Genomic DNA, 16,546 nt, shown 5'->3' on the forward strand with positions numbered 1-16,546 from the left:
GTACGTCACTCCACCGCGCGGCCGGTCAGCGCGGACAGGCTCGCGCACACATGGTCCATCTGCGTCTGCACGTCCTCCCGCCGGTCCGCGTGCTCCCGCAGCACCCGCTCGGTCTCCCGCTCCACGCCCTCCACGCGCGCGCAGGCCTCCGCCAGCACCTCGGCCGCGCGCTCCCGCGCCTCGTCCGCGCCCCGCCGGGCCGCCTCCTCCGCGTCGGCGAACGCCTGCCGCGCCTCCGCCAGCACCCGCTCGGCCCGCTCCTCCGCCTCCGCCTGACGGGCGTCCAGCTCCGCCGCCCGCGCCGCCTCCTCCTGCGCCACCTCGTCGAGCCGCTGCGCCTGCGCCCGCGCCTCCTCGGCGAGCAGCTCCGAGGTGCGCTCCCGCATCCGCCGCACCTCCGCCAGCGCCTCCGTGCGCCGCTCCTTCACCTCGAGCCGCGCCTCGATACGGATCTCGTCGGCCTTCTCCCGCGCCACGGCCAGCCGCTCCCTGGCGTACTCGTCGGCGACGGCGCGCAGCGTGTCCGCGTATGCCCGCGCGGCCTCCTCCACCTCGGAGGCGTCGTCCCGCGCCAGGTCGACCAGGTCCTGAGCGTGCTGCTTCGCCGACTCCCGTACGGCCGTAGCCTCCTCCAGCGCCAGCAGGAACAGCCGCCGAGGACCGTCGCCGAGCGACTCGTACGTCTGCTCCGGCAGCCCCGCCGCCCGCTCGCGCAGCCGTTCGAGCTCCTCCTCCATCTCCCGCGCCAGGACGGTGAGCCGCGCCGCGCGCTCCCACGCGGCGTCCCGGTCGTCCGACAGCGCGTCGACGTACGCGATCACCTGCAGCGGGCGGTAGCCGCGCCCCCGGCGGACGATCTCGAACCCCTGCGACGACACCGATGTGCTGCTCACCCTGGAACCCCTTCCACCGACGGACATGAAGCCCAGCACGACGACCGAGCACAAAAGGGATGAATCGCGCACATCTTGATCGATGACAAGGAAGTGTTCATAACGCGACACTCCGCCGGGCGGGGGCGGACAGACGTGAGCCGGGCCCGGTCGTCGTCACGACCGGGCCCGGCTCACGGGTCACACCTTCAGCGGCGGCGGCTCACAGCAGCCCGTCCCACATCTGCTCCAGCAGCACCGACCACCAGGTCTCCGGCGACCCCAGCGCCGCCGGGTCCAGCGCGGCCAGCTGCGCCTGGAAGTCGACCGTCCAGCGGCCCGCCTGCTCCTGGTTCAGCCCGAACCGCAGCCGCCACATCCGGCCCAGCAGCGCCAGGCAGCGCGTGAACTCCGGCAGCCCGGTGTTCACGAACTGCGGCGGCACCGCCGTCCCGCCGGGACCGGCCTCCACCGGCACCGCGACGATGTTCGCCGTGCCGTACTGCACACAGATCGCCTTGCCGAAGTCACTGCCCATCACCAGGTACGAGCCCGCGTCCGGCGCCGGCTGCACACCCCGCTCCGCGGCCAGCTCCGCCAGCGTCGGCACCGGGCGGCCCGGCTGGGCCTGCGCCCAGAAGAACGGCCCCATGTCCGTCGGCAGACCCGCCGTCACCAGCGTGTGCGCCACCACCGGCGGCACGCCCTGACGGGACACCGCCGCCTGCTCGAACCGGAAGACGCCCGGCCCGAACGCGGCCGCCAGCTCCTGCCCGATCGCCTCCGGCGGGATCGGCGGGGCCGGCTGCACCGGCGGGATCGGCGCCCGCACCGGAGCGGGCCGCGCGGGACCGTCCGCCACCTGGTGCAGCTCGCCCTGATGGGCGAGGAGCTGCCGCATGCCCTGCTGCCGGCTCGCGTGGTCCGTGCCGTACGGCGCGATCGACGTGATGCGCGCCTGCGGCCACTGCTCGCGGATCATCCGCGCGCAGTACGCGCCCGGCAGCTCGCACGACTCCAGCTCCGTGTGCAGCTCCAGCACCTGGTTCGGCGGCACGTTCATCGCGCGCAGCTCGTGGAAGATCTGCCACTCCGGGTGCGGGGTGCCCGGCGCGGAACGCCGGATCAGCTGCTGCTCGGAGCCGTCCTGCGCGCGGTAGCGCAGCACGGCCTGGTAGCCGGGACCGACGGTGGGCTGACCGGGCGGCTGCTGCGGATACCCGTACGCCGGCGGCTGCCCCGGCACGGGGACGCCCGGCGGAGGCGTGCCGGGAGGCATGGCGCCGGGAGGCATCGCGCCGGGCGCCATCGGCGGGGTGCCGGGCACACCGGGCGGCGCCGGGGGCGGGCCCGGGCCGCCGACCGGGGGTGCGGCCAGGACGGTCTCCGCGTGGTGCACGGGGGCGGCGCCGGGTGCGCCGGGCTGACCGGGGGCACCGGGCTGGCCGGGCGCACCGGGATGGCCGGGCTGTCCCGGAGCACCAGGCGGACCGGGAGGCTGAGGCGCGCCAGGAGCACCCGGGGCACCGTGCTGACCAGGGTTACCCGGAGCACCGGGGGTACCGGGCGGGCCGGGAGGCTGCGGTGCGCCGTGGGCGCCCGGGGCGCCCGGCTGACCGGGAGCGCCAGGCGGACCGGGAGGCTGAGGCGCGCCAGGAACACCCGGGGCACCGTGCTGACCAGCAGCACCAGGCTGACCCGGAGCACCAGGCGGACCAGGCGGCTGAGGCGCGCCCGGCCGGCCGGGAGGCGTCGGCACCCCCGCGCCCGAGCTGTTCGGGTCGGCGAGCATCGTCGCCGCGTGATGCACCCCGCCCGGAGGCGTGCCGGGCGCACCCGGCGGAGGCGGCGTAGGCGCACCCGGCGGAGGCGTCTGCCCTCCACCCGGTCCCTCCGGACCCAGCGACGACACCAGCTGTGTCGGCACATAACCGCTCCCGCCACCCTGCGCGGGAGCGGGCGCGGGCGTGCCTCCCGGACGCACGCCCGGCGTGCCCGGGGCGCCCGGAGGCGGCGGGGTCGTCGGACCCTGCCCCCGCCTCGGCGGCGGAGTCGCCTTGCTGGTCGCGGCGTCGGCGATGTCACCGGCGTCCGGGGCATGCGGAGCCGACGGCGGCACGGGCGTACCCGGCGCCGGGGTTCCGGGAACTCCGGCCTGAGTGGGAGGCGGAGGCGTCGCGGGCCCCGCCTGGGTGGGAGGCGCAGGCGTGGCCTGACCGCCCGCGACCGCCGGCGCGACCGCCGTCGGCGGGAGCTGGCTGCCGCCCGACATCAGCGCCGTCTTCGCGTCCGGCGTCGCCGGGGCGTCCTCGCCCGGCTCCCTCACCTGCGGCGCGTACACGGTCTGCGGCAACGGCACCGAGCGGTCCTCGCCTGCGTCCGCCGTGGTGTCCGTACCGGCCCACGGCGTGCCCTCGCCCGGAGCACCGCCGCCGGCCGCCGGCCACGCGGCCCCACTGCCGCCGGACGCGGACGCCGCGGCACCGGAGATCGCCGAGGAGCCCTCGGAGCCACCCGTGCCGGAACCCTGCCCCGCACCCGAGGACGCGGACGACGACGCCCAGCCCGCGTCCGGCGCACCCGCCTGCCCCGGCACCGCGCCGGCGCCGGAATCCGCGGACGCCGCCGCAGCCGCCCCCGCACCCCCCGACGTCTCCCCCCGCCGGTCCGGAATCCCCAGCCGGTCCGCCGCCTCCTGCAGCCACTCCGGCGGACTCAGCAGGAACGACGTCTGATTGAGGTCCACCCGCGCCGCGGGCGCCGGCGCAGGCTCCTCCGCCGCCGCCTCGTCCCGGCCGTACTCCTCCTCGTACCGGCGGATCACCTCACCCACCGGCAGCGCCGGCCACAGCGTCGCCTCACCGCTGTCCCGCGCGATCACCAGCCGCTGCCCGCCGCCGTCGACACGCGGACCGTCCGCACGGTCCTCCGCCCACACCACGAACCCGAGACCGAACTCCCGCACCCGCACCTCACGATGCTGGTACGCGGGCACGTCCCCGTTGACCCACTCCTCCGCGCGCTCCTGCGCCTGCGCGAACGTCACCATCGCTACGACTCACTCCCCGCGGAAGAGACCGGAACGGCACGCGCGAACCCGCCGTCCACCATCAGATTCGCCACCGTCTCCAACTCCGGAGGAGACCCCGCGAGCCGCGACAGGAACACGTCGAAATCCTCACCGCACGGCAGCAGCAGCCGCTCCACACGGTCCGCCGGCGACCACGAAGGATCCACGTCCCGCACATCGTCGTACGCGCTGAACCACACCGAACCCTGCCGCTCGCCCCTCACCTTCACGGCCAGCAGACCGCCCTGCACGAAGGCGACGCACAGAAAGTCCTTGGTCAGATGGTCCCGCAGACACTTGTTCACATACACCAGATCGTTGACCGCGGCCTCGTCCCGCACCGTGAAGAACGGCTGGTCCACCAGCAGACCCAGCTCCGCGTCCAGCGCCGTCCCCACCGGCGCGCAACCGCCCGCCGCCTTCAGGAACGACCGGTACGCGCCCGGCAGCCGGTACCCGAGATCCTCCTCCACACCCAGCACCTGCGACTCCGTCACCGCCACACCCGACTTCGGCAGCCCGAAGTGCGCCGGACGCGTCTCCTGCAACGGCCGCGTGCCCCGCTTCGCATGGTCCACCGCCGCCGTCGCCACACCACCGTGATGCCGCAGCAACGCCTTCACCTCGACCGGCACCAGCTCCAGACGCCGCGTCCCCGCCACGTGATGCCACGTCCAGCCGTGCGGCGTCGCCACCGCCGGCACCGTGTCCCACAACTCGTGACCCGTCGCCGCCAGCGCCGCGTTCGCCGACACATAGTCCGTCAGCCGCAGCTCGTCCACACCGAAACCCTCCGGCGGATCCGCGATCTCCGCGGCAGCACGCGCATAGGGCGAGAAGTCGGGGTAACCGCGCTCGTCCACCCGCACCCCTCTCGGGTGACGGGCCGCCCGCACCGGATCCGGGAAGTGCACGACCTGCCCGGCATAGGCCGCGTTCGGCGGCGCGGCGGTCTGCCCCAGCCGACCTGTCGTCATGGCGGTTGCCCCCTGCGGCACTCTGTACGACCCGCCCCGCCCCGCCACCGGGGCCGTCACGGACCGTATTCGACTGTCACGTCTGTCTCGACTGCTTCTGGTGCCACGACCCCTCGGCGCCCGCGCACGGAACACCGCCGGATCGCGGTGCCGACAGCCTATGCGGTACACCCCCACCGGTCACCGGGCACGGTCACCAGGCCCTCCGCTTCCGTGACCCCACGTCACCCTGCCGTGACAGCCCGCCCCCGCCCTGGCGTGTCGCCCCGCCCCAGCTTCCCCAGCTGCCACGCGATTTGGCACTCTGTGACCACCGGGGGGATGCTCGGGAGGGGATGACGATCATGAACGCGACGCAGACGGGGACGCACACCGGACCAACCGGCGACCCCCGCTCCGGCGACCCCCGCGTCGGCTGGAGCGCCACCGACACCACCCCCGCACCCGCCCTCCGGCACCGCCGCGACGGCATCCTCCCCACCATCGCCGCCGCCCTCTCCGTCCGCGGCGCCACCCTCACCGGCACCGCCGGCCGCGGCGACACACCCCCCGCACTGCACCCCCTCGTCCAGGACTTCCTCGACACCCTCACCAGCGACCAGCGCGACCGCTTCACCGGACGCTGCGCCGAAACCATCCTCATCTCCCGGCACATCGCCACCGCCGACGCCGCCCGCAGCAAAAGAGCCGCCCGCAAACCCATGACCAACGGCGAGGCCCGCAAAGCCCTCAAACACGCCAAACTCACCACCCGCCGCATCCGCGAGGACGGCGACCCCCTCCACGGCAGCTACGCCGCCCCCTGCCGCGCCTGCACCGCCCTCACCGCCCACTTCGGCGTCCGCACGGTCGACCCCGCCGCCACCAACGGCTGAACCACCCCCGCACCACCACACGACCTCGACGAACGAAGAGCAGATGCACACCGACCGCACCTCCACCACCCGCTTCGCCGTGCCCGTCGACGCCGCACTGCGCGCCGCCGGCTGGCAGCCCGGCCGCTGGGACATCAAACAGGCCGAGATCTGGGCCGACACCCTCCGCGACCACACCTCCCCCGCCGGACACCGCCACACCGTCTTCCCCGCCGCCGTCGAAGCCTGGGCCGAATTCGGCGGACTCCACATCCGGCCCACCGGACCCGGCCGCCAGATCGCCCCCACCCCGGTCCACATCGACCCCCTCCACGGCCTCCACCTCGCCCGCACCCTCGGCGACCTCGGCCGCGCCCTCGACACCGAGGTCTGCCCCCTCGGCACCGAGACCGACACCCAGGCACTCCTCGCCATCGACACACAAGGCCGCGTCTACGCCCTCGACCACACCGGCGACTGGTACCTCGGCCCCGACATCGACCACGCCCTCGCCACCCTCATCTCCGGCATCCAGCCCCAACGCCTCACCACCGGCTGACCAGGAGCGGCCCCCGGCCCCACGACGCCGCGATCCACGAGGCCGGGACCTACGACGCCGGGACCTACGACGCCGGGATCACCGCCGACACCCGGAAACCCCCCGCATCCGTCGGCCCCGACACGAACACCCCGCCCAACGCCGACACCCGCTCCCGCATCCCCACCAGACCGTTCCCCCCCGAAGGCAGCCCCGCCGACGAACCCACGCCCGACGGCGGCTCGTTCTCCACCTGCATCGCGATCTCCGACACCCGATGCGCCAGCCGCACATACGTCTTCGCACCCGCCGCATGCTTGTGCACGTTCGTCAACGCCTCCTGCACCACCCGGTACGCCGTCGCCTCCACCTCCGGCGCATACGAGCGGCACTCCCCCTCCACCGACAGATCCACCACCATCCCCGCCGCCGCCGACTGCCCCACCAACTCGTCGATCTCCGCCAGCGAAGGACCCTCCGCCGGCTCCTCCACCGCCACCCGCGACGCCGCCGCAGCAGCCGCCGCACCCACCGCCGCCAACGGCACCGACGCACCCTCCGCCCGAGACCGCACCGCGTCCCCGCCCGCACGCAGCACCCCGAGCATCTCCCGCAACTCCGTCAACGCCTGCCGGCCCATGTCCCCCACCAGCGCCGCGTTCCTCACCGCCTTCTCCGGATCCTTCCGCGCCACCGCCTGCAACGCCGCCGCGTGCACCACCATCAACGACACCCGGTGCGCCACCACGTCGTGCATCTCACGCGCGATCCGCGTCCGCTCCTCGTTACGCGCCCACTCCGCGCGCTCCTCCGCACGCTCCGCCAGCAACTGAAGCTCCCGCTCCAGACTGTCCGCCCGCTCCCGCAGACTCTCCATCAGCCGCCGCCGCGCCCCCACGTACAAACCCAGCAGCACCGGCGGAGCCGTCACACCCAGCGCCGTCGTCACCGACGCGAACGGCACCAGCCAGTCACCGACGTCCACGTCCCCGCGCGCGATGTCCTGCCGCATCCGCACGAACATCACGATCAGCACACCGACCATCTGCATACCCGCCAGCGAACCGATGATCCGGCGCGGCAGATCCGACGCAGCCAGCGAATACAGCCCCACGATCCCCAGCAGGAACCCCATCGCGGCCGGCGTCACCGCGATCGCCACCAGCACCACCGCGATCGGCCACCGCCGCCGCACCAGCAGCACCGACCCCGCGGCCAGCCCGAACACCACCCCCACGGCGACCGGGATCCCCGCCTCCCACGCGAACGGAACCCCCTCGACCCCGCACTCCAGCGCGGAGGCCGCCGCAAGCCCCACATCGAGCACGGCACTCCGCCGCCGCTCCCACCACCAGGGCCCTCCCCGGGCCGTCACATGCTCTTCCCCCGTCGCGGTCATGCCCCCCAGCCTAAAGGCGCTCCCCGTCCGTTTTCCGGGGAGTTTTCACCTCAACCCCGGACCACACCGACCGACCGATCAGCCGCGATACGCCCCACAATCCCTCGAACTGCTGAATCGCGCACCGTTCGACCCGGGAACCCTCCATTCCGGCCGGACGGTATGCCCATGGCACATCCGACCGGCAAATACGCCGACTTCGAAGGCCTGCGCGAACAGGCCGTCGCCCTCCGGCGCGAGGGACTCAGCCGACGCCAGATCCGCGACCGGCTCCACGTCGACAACAACGACATCCTCAACCGCCTCCTCCAGGGCGAACCCGCCCCGGACTGGACCCGGCGCCCCAACGCCAAGGACGACCTGCGGGCGCGGGCCCGCGAGCTCCGCCTCCAGGGCTGGACCTACGACCAGATCCAGGTCGAGCTGGGCTGCTCCAAGAGCTCGATCTCGTTGTGGGTGCGGGATCTTCCCAGGCCGGATCGGAAACGCAGCCGCGAGGAGGCTGCGGCCATCGCCCGGCGGGGCTGGGAGGCGAAGCTGCGACTCCGCGAGGAGGAGCGGCAGCGGACCCGCGCGGCTGCGACGAACGAGATCGGCTCAATGACGGACCGCGAACTGTTCCTGCTCGGGGTGGGCCTCTACTGGGCCGAGGGCTCGAAGCGAAAGCCGCACAACCCGCAGGAGCGCGTCACCTTCGTCAACAGCGACCCGGACATGATCTCGGTTTTCCTGGCCTGGCTGCGCCTGCTCGACGTGGACCCGGCTCAGATCAGGTTCGCCGTACACATTCACGAGAATGCCGACGTACAGGGCGCCGAACAGTTCTGGGCCGACCATGTGGGCGTGGGCCGGACCGGCTTCCTGAAGACGACGCTCAAGAGGCACAACCCGGCGACGAACCGGAAGAACACCGGTGACACGTACCGGGGATGCCTCCGCGTGGACGTGAGGAACGGAGCCGACCTGTACCGTCGCATCGAAGGCTGGTGGTACGGCATAGTAGGGGCTGCCACCTCGTCCGATGCGCGAAATCGGACATAAGGGTAATCCCGGGTCGTCTAAGGGCAAGACGTCAGATTTTGGCTCTGATCATGGGGGTTCGAGTCCTCCCCCGGGAGCACATCCTCAGTTCGGGTCCTGACCGCTACCGGTCAGGACCCGCGCCCATGTCGGCCCGGAAACGCCCCGGTATCCTGCGGATGTCCATCCCCCCACCTCCAACACAGCCGAAGGGCATCCCGTGAGCGCCAATCGCCCGGCAGCCGTCGTCGTTCTCGCAGCGGGTGAGGGCACCCGTATGAAGTCGGCCACACCCAAGGTCCTGCACGAGATCTGTGGTCGTTCCCTGGTGGGTCATGTGCTCGCCGCCGCCGGTGAGCTGGACCCGGCGCATCTCGTCGTCGTCGTGGGTCACGCCCGTGAGCAGGTGACCGCGCATCTCGCCGAGGTCGCCCCCGACGTGCGGACCGCCGTGCAGGCGGAGCAGAACGGCACGGGGCACGCCGTGCGGATGGGTCTGGAGGAGCTGGGCGGTGCCGTGGACGGGACCGTGGTCGTGGTGTGCGGCGACACCCCGCTGCTGACCGGTGAGACGCTGCGCCGGCTGTCCGAGACGCATGTGGCGGACGGCAATGCGGTGACGGTGCTGACGGCGGAGGTGCCGGACGCGACCGGGTACGGCCGGATCGTCCGGGACGGTTCGGGCGCGGTGACGGCGATCGTGGAGCACAAGGACGCGTCGGACGAGGTGCGGGCGATCCGGGAGATCAACTCGGGTGTGTTCGCGTTCGACGGTGCGCTGCTGGCGGATGCGCTGAAGAAGGTGCGTACGGACAACAGTCAGGGCGAGGAGTACCTGACGGACGTGCTGGGGATCCTGCGTGAGGCGGGGCACCGGGTGGGTGCGTCGGTGGCGGGGGATCACCGGGAGATCGCGGGGATCAACAATCGTGTGCAGTTGTCCGAGGCGCGGCGGATTCTGAACGACCGGCTGGTGACGGCGGCGATGCTGTCGGGCGTGACGGTGGTGGATCCGGCGTCGACGTGGGTGGATGTGACGGTGACGTTCGAGCGGGACGCGCTGGTGCATCCGGGGACGCAGTTGCAGGGTGCGACGCATTTGGGTGAGGGCTGCGAGGTGGGTCCGAACACGCGGCTGACGGATACCCGGGTGGGTGCGGGGGCGCGTGTGGACAACACGGTGGCCGTGGGTGCCGAGGTGGGTCCGGAGGCGTCGGTGGGTCCGTTCGCGTATCTGCGTCCGGGGACGCGGCTGGCGCGTAAGGGCAAGATCGGTACGTACGTGGAGACGAAGAACGCGTCGATCGGTGAGGGGTCGAAGGTTCCGCATCTGTCGTATGTGGGGGATGCGACGATCGGCGAGTACTCGAACATCGGTGCGGCGAGTGTGTTCGTCAATTACGACGGACAGGACAAACATCACACGACGGTCGGGTCGCACTGCCGGACGGGGTCGGACAACATGTTTGTTGCTCCTGTCACGGTCGGAGACGGTGCTTACACGGCTGCGGGCTCGGTGATCACGAAGGATGTGCCGCCTGGTTCCCTGGCGGTGGCCCGTGGTCAGCAGCGCAATATCGAGGGCTGGGTGGCTCGTAAGCGTCCGGGGAGTGCTGCCGCGAAGGCCGCGGAGGCGGCGTCGCGGGAGCCGGCCGGCGAGGACTGACCGGAGAGCGTCCCGTCCGGGACGGCGTACCGTGAGAGGTGCGGAAACGCGCACCCCACCAGCTGAGACACCTCTGAGGAGACAGTGCTGTGACCGGGATCAAGACGACCGGCGAGAAGAAGATGATGTTCTTCTCCGGCCGCGCCCACCCCGAGCTTGCCGAGGAGGTCGCCCAGCAGTTGGGTGTCGGGGTCGTCCCGACGAAGGCCTTCGACTTCGCGAACGGCGAGATCTACGTCCGGTATCAGGAGTCGGCCCGTGGCGCCGACTGTTTCCTGATCCAGAGCCATACGGCGCCGATCAACAAGTGGATCATGGAGCAGTTGATCATGATCGACGCGTTGAAGCGTGCGTCGGCCCGTTCGATCACGGTGATCGTGCCGTTCTACGGGTACGCCCGGCAGGACAAGAAGCACCGTGGCCGTGAGCCCATCTCGGCGCGTCTGATCGCCGATCTGATGAAGACGGCGGGTGCGGACCGTCTGCTGACGGTGGACCTGCACACGGACCAGATCCAGGGCTTCTTCGACGGCCCGGTGGACCACCTGTTCGCGCTGCCGCTGCTGGCGGACTACGTGGGCGCGAAGGTGGACCGCTCGAAGCTGACGGTGGTGTCCCCGGACGCCGGCCGTGTGCGGGTGGCGGACCGCTGGTGCGACCGGCTGGGCGCGCCGCTGGCGATCGTGCACAAGCGCCGGGACAAGGACGTGGCGAATCAGGTCACGGTGCACGAGGTGGTCGGTGAGGTGAAGGGCCGCGTGTGTGTGCTGGTGGACGACATGATCGACACCGGTGGCACGATCTGCGCCGCGGCGGACGCATTGTTCGCGCACGGTGCGGAGGACGTGATCGTGACAGCGACGCACGGTGTGCTGTCGGGTCCGGCGGCGGACCGTCTGAAGAATTCGAAGGTGAGTGAGTTCGTGCTGACGAACACGCTGCCGACGCCGGGTGAGCTGAGCGAGAGTCTGGACAAGATCACGGTGCTGTCGATCGCGCCGACGATCGCGCGTGCGGCGCGTGAGGTGTTCGAGGACGGTTCGGTGACGAGCCTGTTCGACGAGCAGTAAGGGTTCTGCAGTCCGACATCTGTTCGGCTGCCGGTGATCGTTTTGGGTGCGGCCTCCTGGCCCGGGTAAACTGCACGAGTTGCTCGGCGAGGGAGGCCGTACCGCTTCTTCGGAAGTTGTCGTACGGCGGTCCGTTATCGACGCGCTCTTCGTAGCAGGCCGTTCGTGGCCGGGTGACCACGTCCGTTTCTGACTATGAGGAGTGATCATGTCCGAGGTGAAGATCGCCGCCGAGACGCGCACCGAGTTCGGCAAGGGTGCCGCCCGCCGTATCCGTCGTGCCGACAAGGTTCCCGGTGTTCTGTACGGTCACGGTTCCGACCCGATCCACCTGACCTTCCCGGGTCACGAGCTGCTGCTCGCCCTGCGTACGCCGAACGTCCTGATCGCGCTGGACATCGACGGCAAGTCCAACGAGCTGGCCATTCCGAAGGCTGTCCAGCGTGACCCGCTGAAGGGCTTCCTCGAGCACGTCGACCTGCAGCTGGTGAAGCGCGGCGAGAAGGTCCAGGTCGAGATCCCGGTGCACGCCGAGGGCGAGCTGGCCCCGGGCGGCAACCTGCTGGAGCACGTCCTGGACGCGCTGCCGGTCGAGGCCGAGGCCACGCACATCCCGGAGAGCGTGACCGTCTCCGTCGAGGGCCTGGAGGCCGGCGCTTCCGTCCTCGCCAAGGACATCAAGCTCCCCAGCGGTGTCACCCTCGCGGTCGAGGAGGACGCCGTGGTGCTGCAGGTCCTGGCCGCGCAGGCGGAGGAGGCGCCCGAGGGCGCCGAGGAGGGCGAAGAGGCCGCCGAGGCCTGAGCCTTTCGGATCCAGTCGTAACGTCGGCCGCTGCTCCCGTGCGGGGCGGCGGCCGACGCGTATGTGGGAGGAAGCGTGGGCGTGACGGAGGACGCGGCGGGCCCCTGGCTGATCGCCGGGCTGGGCAATCCGGGGCCGGGGTACGCGATGAACCGGCACAACGTGGGGTTCATGGTCGTGGATCTGCTGGCGGAGCGGATGGGCGGCCGGTTCAAGCGGGCGGCGAAGGCGCAGGCTCAGGTGGTGGAGGGCCGGATCGGTCCTCCGGGGCCGGGGAGCCGCCGGGTGGTGCTGGTGAAGCCGATGTCGTACATGAACCTGTCGGGCGGGCCGGTGAACGCGCTGCGGGAGTTCTACAAGGTGCCGCCGCAGCGGGTGGTGGCGGTCCATGACGAGCTGGACATCGACTACGGGACGCTGCGGCTGAAGCTGGGCGGCGGGGACAACGGGCACAACGGTCTGAAGTCGCTGACGGGCGCGTTCGGCCGTGACTACCACCGGGTGCGGTTCGGGATCGGGCGGCCGCCGGGGCGGATGCCGGTGGCGGACTACGTGCTGAAGGACTTCTCGTCGGCGGAGCGCAAGGAGCTGGACTACTTCGTGGACCGGGCGGCGGACGCGGTGGAGTGCCTGGTGACGGAGGGTCTGGAGCGGGCGCAGAGCGCCTACAACTCCTGATACGCGGCCGAAGGCGACTTCGGCCGACATGTCCCCAGGAGCCGCCCGCGGGAGTTGACCGGGCGCGAGGTCATGGCCAAAGATCGCGGCCATGCCTTCCGCTGTCCGTTCCTCGCGCGGTTCCTCCGCGCTGCGCTTCGGCCGGTTCACGGCGATGGGCGCAGTCGCCGTGCTGATCCTGATCGCCGGTGTGTGGGCGTCGTGGGGGACGGCGCAGCACGTGATGCTGACCAAGGGCCGTGAGCGCGGCACCGTCGAGGTGACGCGGTGCGCCGAGGACGCCTGCGAGGGTCCGTTCCGGCCGCTGTCGCCGGGGGCGCAGCCGCGCGAGAGGGTGGTGCTGGACGACACGGTGGCCGTGGAGAGGGGCCGCACCTACACGGTGGTGCTGAAGCCGGGCGGCCGGGAGGCGGTGCGCTCGGGTCCTGCCGGGGTGCTGTACGCGTGGGTGCCGCTCGGGGGCGCGCTGCTGCTGGCGTCGGTGGTGGTGGCGGGCGGTCTGCTGCGGACGCGGCTGGGGTGGGTGATGGCGCTGGCGGGCGCGGGGCTGCTGACGGCGGCGTTCGTGGCGCTGTAGTTCTGGACGTGCAAGGGGCGGTGCCCTCCGGGTCGTGAGGATCCGGAGGGCGCCGCCCCTTCGTCGTGTTCCGGGGGTCAGCCGGTGTTGCGCAGGCCCGCGGCGACGCCGTTGACGGTGAGCAGCAGGGCGCGGGCGAGCAGCGGGTCGGGCTGGTCGCCGGCGGCGGCCGCTTCGCGCTGGCGCTTGAGCAGGGCGACCTGGAGGTAGGAGATCGGGTCCAGGTAGGCGTCGCGGATGGCGAAGGTCTGCTTGAGGACGGGGTCGGCGTCCAGCAGTTCCTGCTCGCCGGTGACGCGCAGCACCTCGGTGACGGTGAGGTCGTGCTCGGCCTTGATGGTGTCGAAGACGTGCTTGAGCTCGTCGGGGACGAGGGTGTCGACGTAGTGCTGGGCGATCCGCAGGTCCGTCTTGGCGAGGGTCATCTCCACGTTGGAGATGAAGTTGCGGAAGAAGTGCCACTGCTCGTACATCTCGTCGAGCACGGTGTCGAGGCCGGCCTCGCGCAGCGCCTTGAGGCCGGAGCCGACGCCGAACCAGCCGGGGACGATCTGCCGGGACTGGGTCCAGCCGAACACCCATGGGATGGCGCGCAGGCCGTCGAGGGAGACGCCGGAGCCGGGGCGGCGGGAGGGCCGCGAGCCCAGGTGCAGTTCGGCGAGCTGGTCGACGGGGGTGGAGGCGAGGAAGTACGTCGGCAGGTCGGGGTCTTCGACGAAGGACCGGTAGGCGGCGTGGGCGGCGTCGGAGACGACGTCCATGGCGGCGTCCCAGCGGGCGAGGGCCTCGACGGACTGGCGGGGCGCGGTGTGCAGGGCGGAGGCCTGCAGGGTGGCGGCGACGGTCAGTTCGAGGTTCTCGCGGGCGAGGGACGGGATGAGGTACTTGTCGGAGATGACCTCGCCCTGCTCGGTGACCTTGATCTCGCCCTCGAGGGTGCCCCAGGGCTGGGCGAGGATCGCGTCGTGGGTGGGGCCGCCGCCGCGGCCGACGGTGCCGCCTCGGCCGTGGAAGAGGCGCAGGCGGACGCCGTAGCGGTGGGCGACGTCGCGGAGCCGGCGCTGGGCGCGGTGGATCTCCCACTGGCTGGTGGTGATGCCGCCGAACTTGGAGGAGTCGGAGTAGCCGAGCATGACTTCCTGGACGTCGCCCCTGAGCGCGACGAGGCGCCGGTAGGACGGGTCGGAGAGCATGTCCTCCAGGATGGTGTCGGCGGCCTTGAGCTCGTCGGTGGTCTCCAGGAGCGGCACGATGCCGATCTTGGCCCAGCCGGCGTGCAGGTCGATCAGGCCGGCCTCGCGGGCGAGGACGGCGGCGGCGAACACGTCGTCGGCGCCCTGGCACATGGAGATGATGTACGACTCGATGACCTCGGGTCCGAAGACCTCCAGGGCGCGCTTGACGGTCTGGAAGACGCCGAGGGTCTTCTCGCCGGCCTCGTCGACGGGCGCCGGGGTGGGGGCGAGGGGGCGGCGGGAGCGCAGTTCCTTGGCGAGGAGCTTGGAGCGGTACTCGCGGGGCATGTCGGCGTAGCGCCAGGACTCCTCGCCGAGCCGGTCGAAGAGCTGGCCGAGGGCGTGGTGGTGGGCGTCGGCGTGCTCGCGGACGTCCATGGTGGCGAGCTGGAGGCCGAACGCGGCGAGGGTGCGGATGGTGCGGGCGAGGCGTCCGTCGGCGAAGAGGCCGCCGCGGTGTTCGCGCAGGGACGCCTGGATGATCCGCAGGTCGGCGATGAGCTCGCTGGTGCCGAGGTAGTCGCGGCCGGGCTGGTGCGGGGTGCCCTTGGCGAGGCGGAGCTTGGTGTTCTCCAGCTTCTGCCGGATGCAGGTGGCCTTGAGCCGGTAGGGCTCCTCGGCGTTGAGCCGCTTGTAGCGGGGGCTGATCTCGGGGAGCGCCTCGAGGTCGGCCTGGAGGGAGGTGAGCAGTTCCTCGGTGGCTCCGGTGTAGCGGATGGAGTTGGAGAGGAAGCCGCGCAGCTCGTCGATCATCTCCAGAGCGTCGTTGATGCCGTGCTCGTGCTGGAGGATCAGGACGTCCCAGGTGACCTGGGGGGTGACGTTGGGGTTGCCGTCGCGGTCGCCGCCGATCCAGGTGCCGAAGGTCAGGGGGCGGGTGTCGTCGGGGAGGTGGACGCCGACGCGTTCCAGTTCGGCGGTGAGGTCCTCCAGGACGTCGCCGACGGCGCCGGCGTGCAGCTCGTCGAGGTAGTAGATGGCGTTGCGGGCCTCGTCGGCGGGCTCGGGGCGCACCACGCGCAGTTCGTCCGTCTGCCAGACGAGGTCGATGTTCTCGGCCAGGCGGGTGTCGAGGCGGCGCCGGTCGGTGGCCAGGACGGGGGTCTCGAGGAGGGCGGCGATGCGGCGGAGCTTGTTGAGGACGGAGCGGCGGGCGGCCTCGGTGGGGTGGGCGGTGAAGACGGGCCGCACGTTGAGATGCCGCACGGTCTGCCGCAGGTGCTCGGGGTCGGCGTCCTTGAGCCGGTCGGCGGTGCGGGAGAGCAGGCCGCCCTCGGCGGCGCGGCGGGCGGCGAGTTCGCGTCCGCGGTGCACCTGTTCGGTGACGTTGGCCAGGTGGAAGTAGGTGGAGAAGGCGCGCACCAGCTTGGCGGCCGTCTCCAGCTCGGTGCCGCGCAGCAGCTCGGCGGCGGCCTCGCCGTCCTCGCGCGTGAGGCGGCGGACCTTTTCGACGAGCTCGAGGAGCTCCGGGCCCTCCTGCCGGACGAGCGTCTCTCCGAGGAGGTCGCCCAATCGGCGGATGTCGGCACGCAGTTCGGCGCTCGTCGTGGTGGTCTGGTCGTCGGCACTGCTCACAGGTGCGGCTCCTTGCAGTGTTGGAAGCTCGTCTGGGAGGGAACCCGGACGAGCGTCTCGCGCGGCGTGCGCCGCTTGCGGGCCGGACGTCCGGGAAGAAATCAGAGCGGACCGCGCTGTCCGACCGACTTCCAAGGATAGGTGTCGAGCCGGACGCGCTGGCCCACGGGCTCTTGCCGCGGGGCGACGCACTGCCATACTTACGATGCCGTA

General features: G+C 71.9%; 13 protein-coding genes and 1 tRNA gene. 9 read left to right on the forward strand and 5 right to left on the reverse strand.

Annotated features, from left to right (window positions below):
- Window positions 1-5: 5 nt before the first annotated feature.
- The 3 genes from AY578_RS13340 to AY578_RS13350 all read right to left on the reverse strand — a co-directional run bounded on the left by AY578_RS13340 (window position 6) and on the right by AY578_RS13350 (window position 4,919).
- Entirely contained in the window at window positions 6-920 is a 915-nt protein-coding gene (locus AY578_RS13340) for a coiled-coil domain-containing protein (RefSeq protein WP_202415012.1), read from the reverse strand.
- Between the two features lie 175 nt (window positions 921-1,095).
- Window positions 1,096-3,921 (reverse strand): SUKH-4 family immunity protein, encoded by a 2,826-nt coding sequence (locus AY578_RS13345; protein WP_258902384.1) that lies wholly within the window; start codon window positions 3,919-3,921, stop codon window positions 1,096-1,098.
- Window positions 3,922-3,923: 2 nt separating this feature from the next.
- Complete coding sequence (locus AY578_RS13350) at window positions 3,924-4,919, reverse strand: SMI1/KNR4 family protein (RefSeq protein ID WP_078611401.1); 996 nt, start codon at window positions 4,917-4,919, stop codon at window positions 3,924-3,926.
- A 344-nt stretch (window positions 4,920-5,263) separates the two neighbouring features.
- On the opposite strand from AY578_RS13350, the gene AY578_RS13355 reads away from it, so the two are divergent.
- Window positions 5,264-5,794, forward strand: a complete 531-nt coding sequence (locus AY578_RS13355) for a YwqJ-related putative deaminase (RefSeq protein WP_136239592.1) — start codon at window positions 5,264-5,266, stop codon at window positions 5,792-5,794.
- Window positions 5,795-5,837: 43 nt separating this feature from the next.
- Window positions 5,838-6,332, forward strand: coding sequence for an SUKH-3 domain-containing protein (locus tag AY578_RS13360; RefSeq protein ID WP_258902385.1), 495 nt, complete (start codon window positions 5,838-5,840; stop codon window positions 6,330-6,332).
- A 64-nt stretch (window positions 6,333-6,396) separates the two neighbouring features.
- On the opposite strand, the gene AY578_RS13365 is transcribed toward AY578_RS13360, so the two are convergent.
- On the reverse strand, window positions 6,397-7,710 hold the full coding sequence (locus AY578_RS13365; RefSeq protein ID WP_019522628.1) for a sensor histidine kinase: 1,314 nt from the start codon (window positions 7,708-7,710) through the stop codon (window positions 6,397-6,399).
- Between the two features lie 168 nt (window positions 7,711-7,878).
- On the opposite strand from AY578_RS13365, the gene AY578_RS13370 reads away from it, so the two are divergent.
- From AY578_RS13370 to AY578_RS13400, 7 genes are all read left to right on the forward strand, one after another.
- A complete protein-coding gene (locus AY578_RS13370; protein WP_161107713.1) occupies window positions 7,879-8,751 on the forward strand; it encodes a helix-turn-helix domain-containing protein in 873 nt (290 codons plus the stop codon).
- A 6-nt stretch (window positions 8,752-8,757) separates the two neighbouring features.
- Window positions 8,758-8,828: transfer RNA gene (locus AY578_RS13375), tRNA-Gln, on the forward strand.
- A gap of 122 nt (window positions 8,829-8,950) precedes the next feature.
- Window positions 8,951-10,396, forward strand: a complete 1,446-nt coding sequence (gene glmU / locus AY578_RS13380; RefSeq protein ID WP_063823411.1) for a bifunctional UDP-N-acetylglucosamine diphosphorylase/glucosamine-1-phosphate N-acetyltransferase GlmU — start codon at window positions 8,951-8,953, stop codon at window positions 10,394-10,396.
- A gap of 89 nt (window positions 10,397-10,485) precedes the next feature.
- Entirely contained in the window at window positions 10,486-11,466 is a 981-nt protein-coding gene (locus AY578_RS13385) for a ribose-phosphate diphosphokinase (protein WP_019522625.1), read from the forward strand.
- A 208-nt stretch (window positions 11,467-11,674) separates the two neighbouring features.
- A complete protein-coding gene (locus AY578_RS13390; protein ID WP_019522624.1) occupies window positions 11,675-12,268 on the forward strand; it encodes a 50S ribosomal protein L25/general stress protein Ctc in 594 nt (197 codons plus the stop codon).
- 75 nt (window positions 12,269-12,343) lie between these two features.
- Window positions 12,344-12,946 (forward strand): aminoacyl-tRNA hydrolase, encoded by a 603-nt coding sequence (gene pth, locus AY578_RS13395; RefSeq protein WP_019522623.1) that lies wholly within the window; start codon window positions 12,344-12,346, stop codon window positions 12,944-12,946.
- A 91-nt stretch (window positions 12,947-13,037) separates the two neighbouring features.
- Entirely contained in the window at window positions 13,038-13,523 is a 486-nt protein-coding gene (locus AY578_RS13400; RefSeq protein WP_019522622.1) for a hypothetical protein, read from the forward strand.
- A gap of 77 nt (window positions 13,524-13,600) precedes the next feature.
- Here the strand turns inward: AY578_RS13400 and ppc are convergent, their stop codons facing one another.
- Window positions 13,601-16,333 carry a phosphoenolpyruvate carboxylase gene (ppc, locus tag AY578_RS13405; RefSeq protein ID WP_019522621.1) on the reverse strand — a complete coding sequence of 911 codons (2,733 nt, stop codon included), beginning with the start codon at window positions 16,331-16,333 and terminating at the stop codon, window positions 13,601-13,603.
- Between the last annotated feature and the right edge of the window lie 213 nt (window positions 16,334-16,546).

It is taken from the genome of Streptomyces thermocarboxydus, assembly GCF_024760485.1.
GTDB classification, from domain to species: Bacteria; Actinomycetota; Actinomycetes; order Streptomycetales; family Streptomycetaceae; genus Streptomyces; species Streptomyces cellulosae.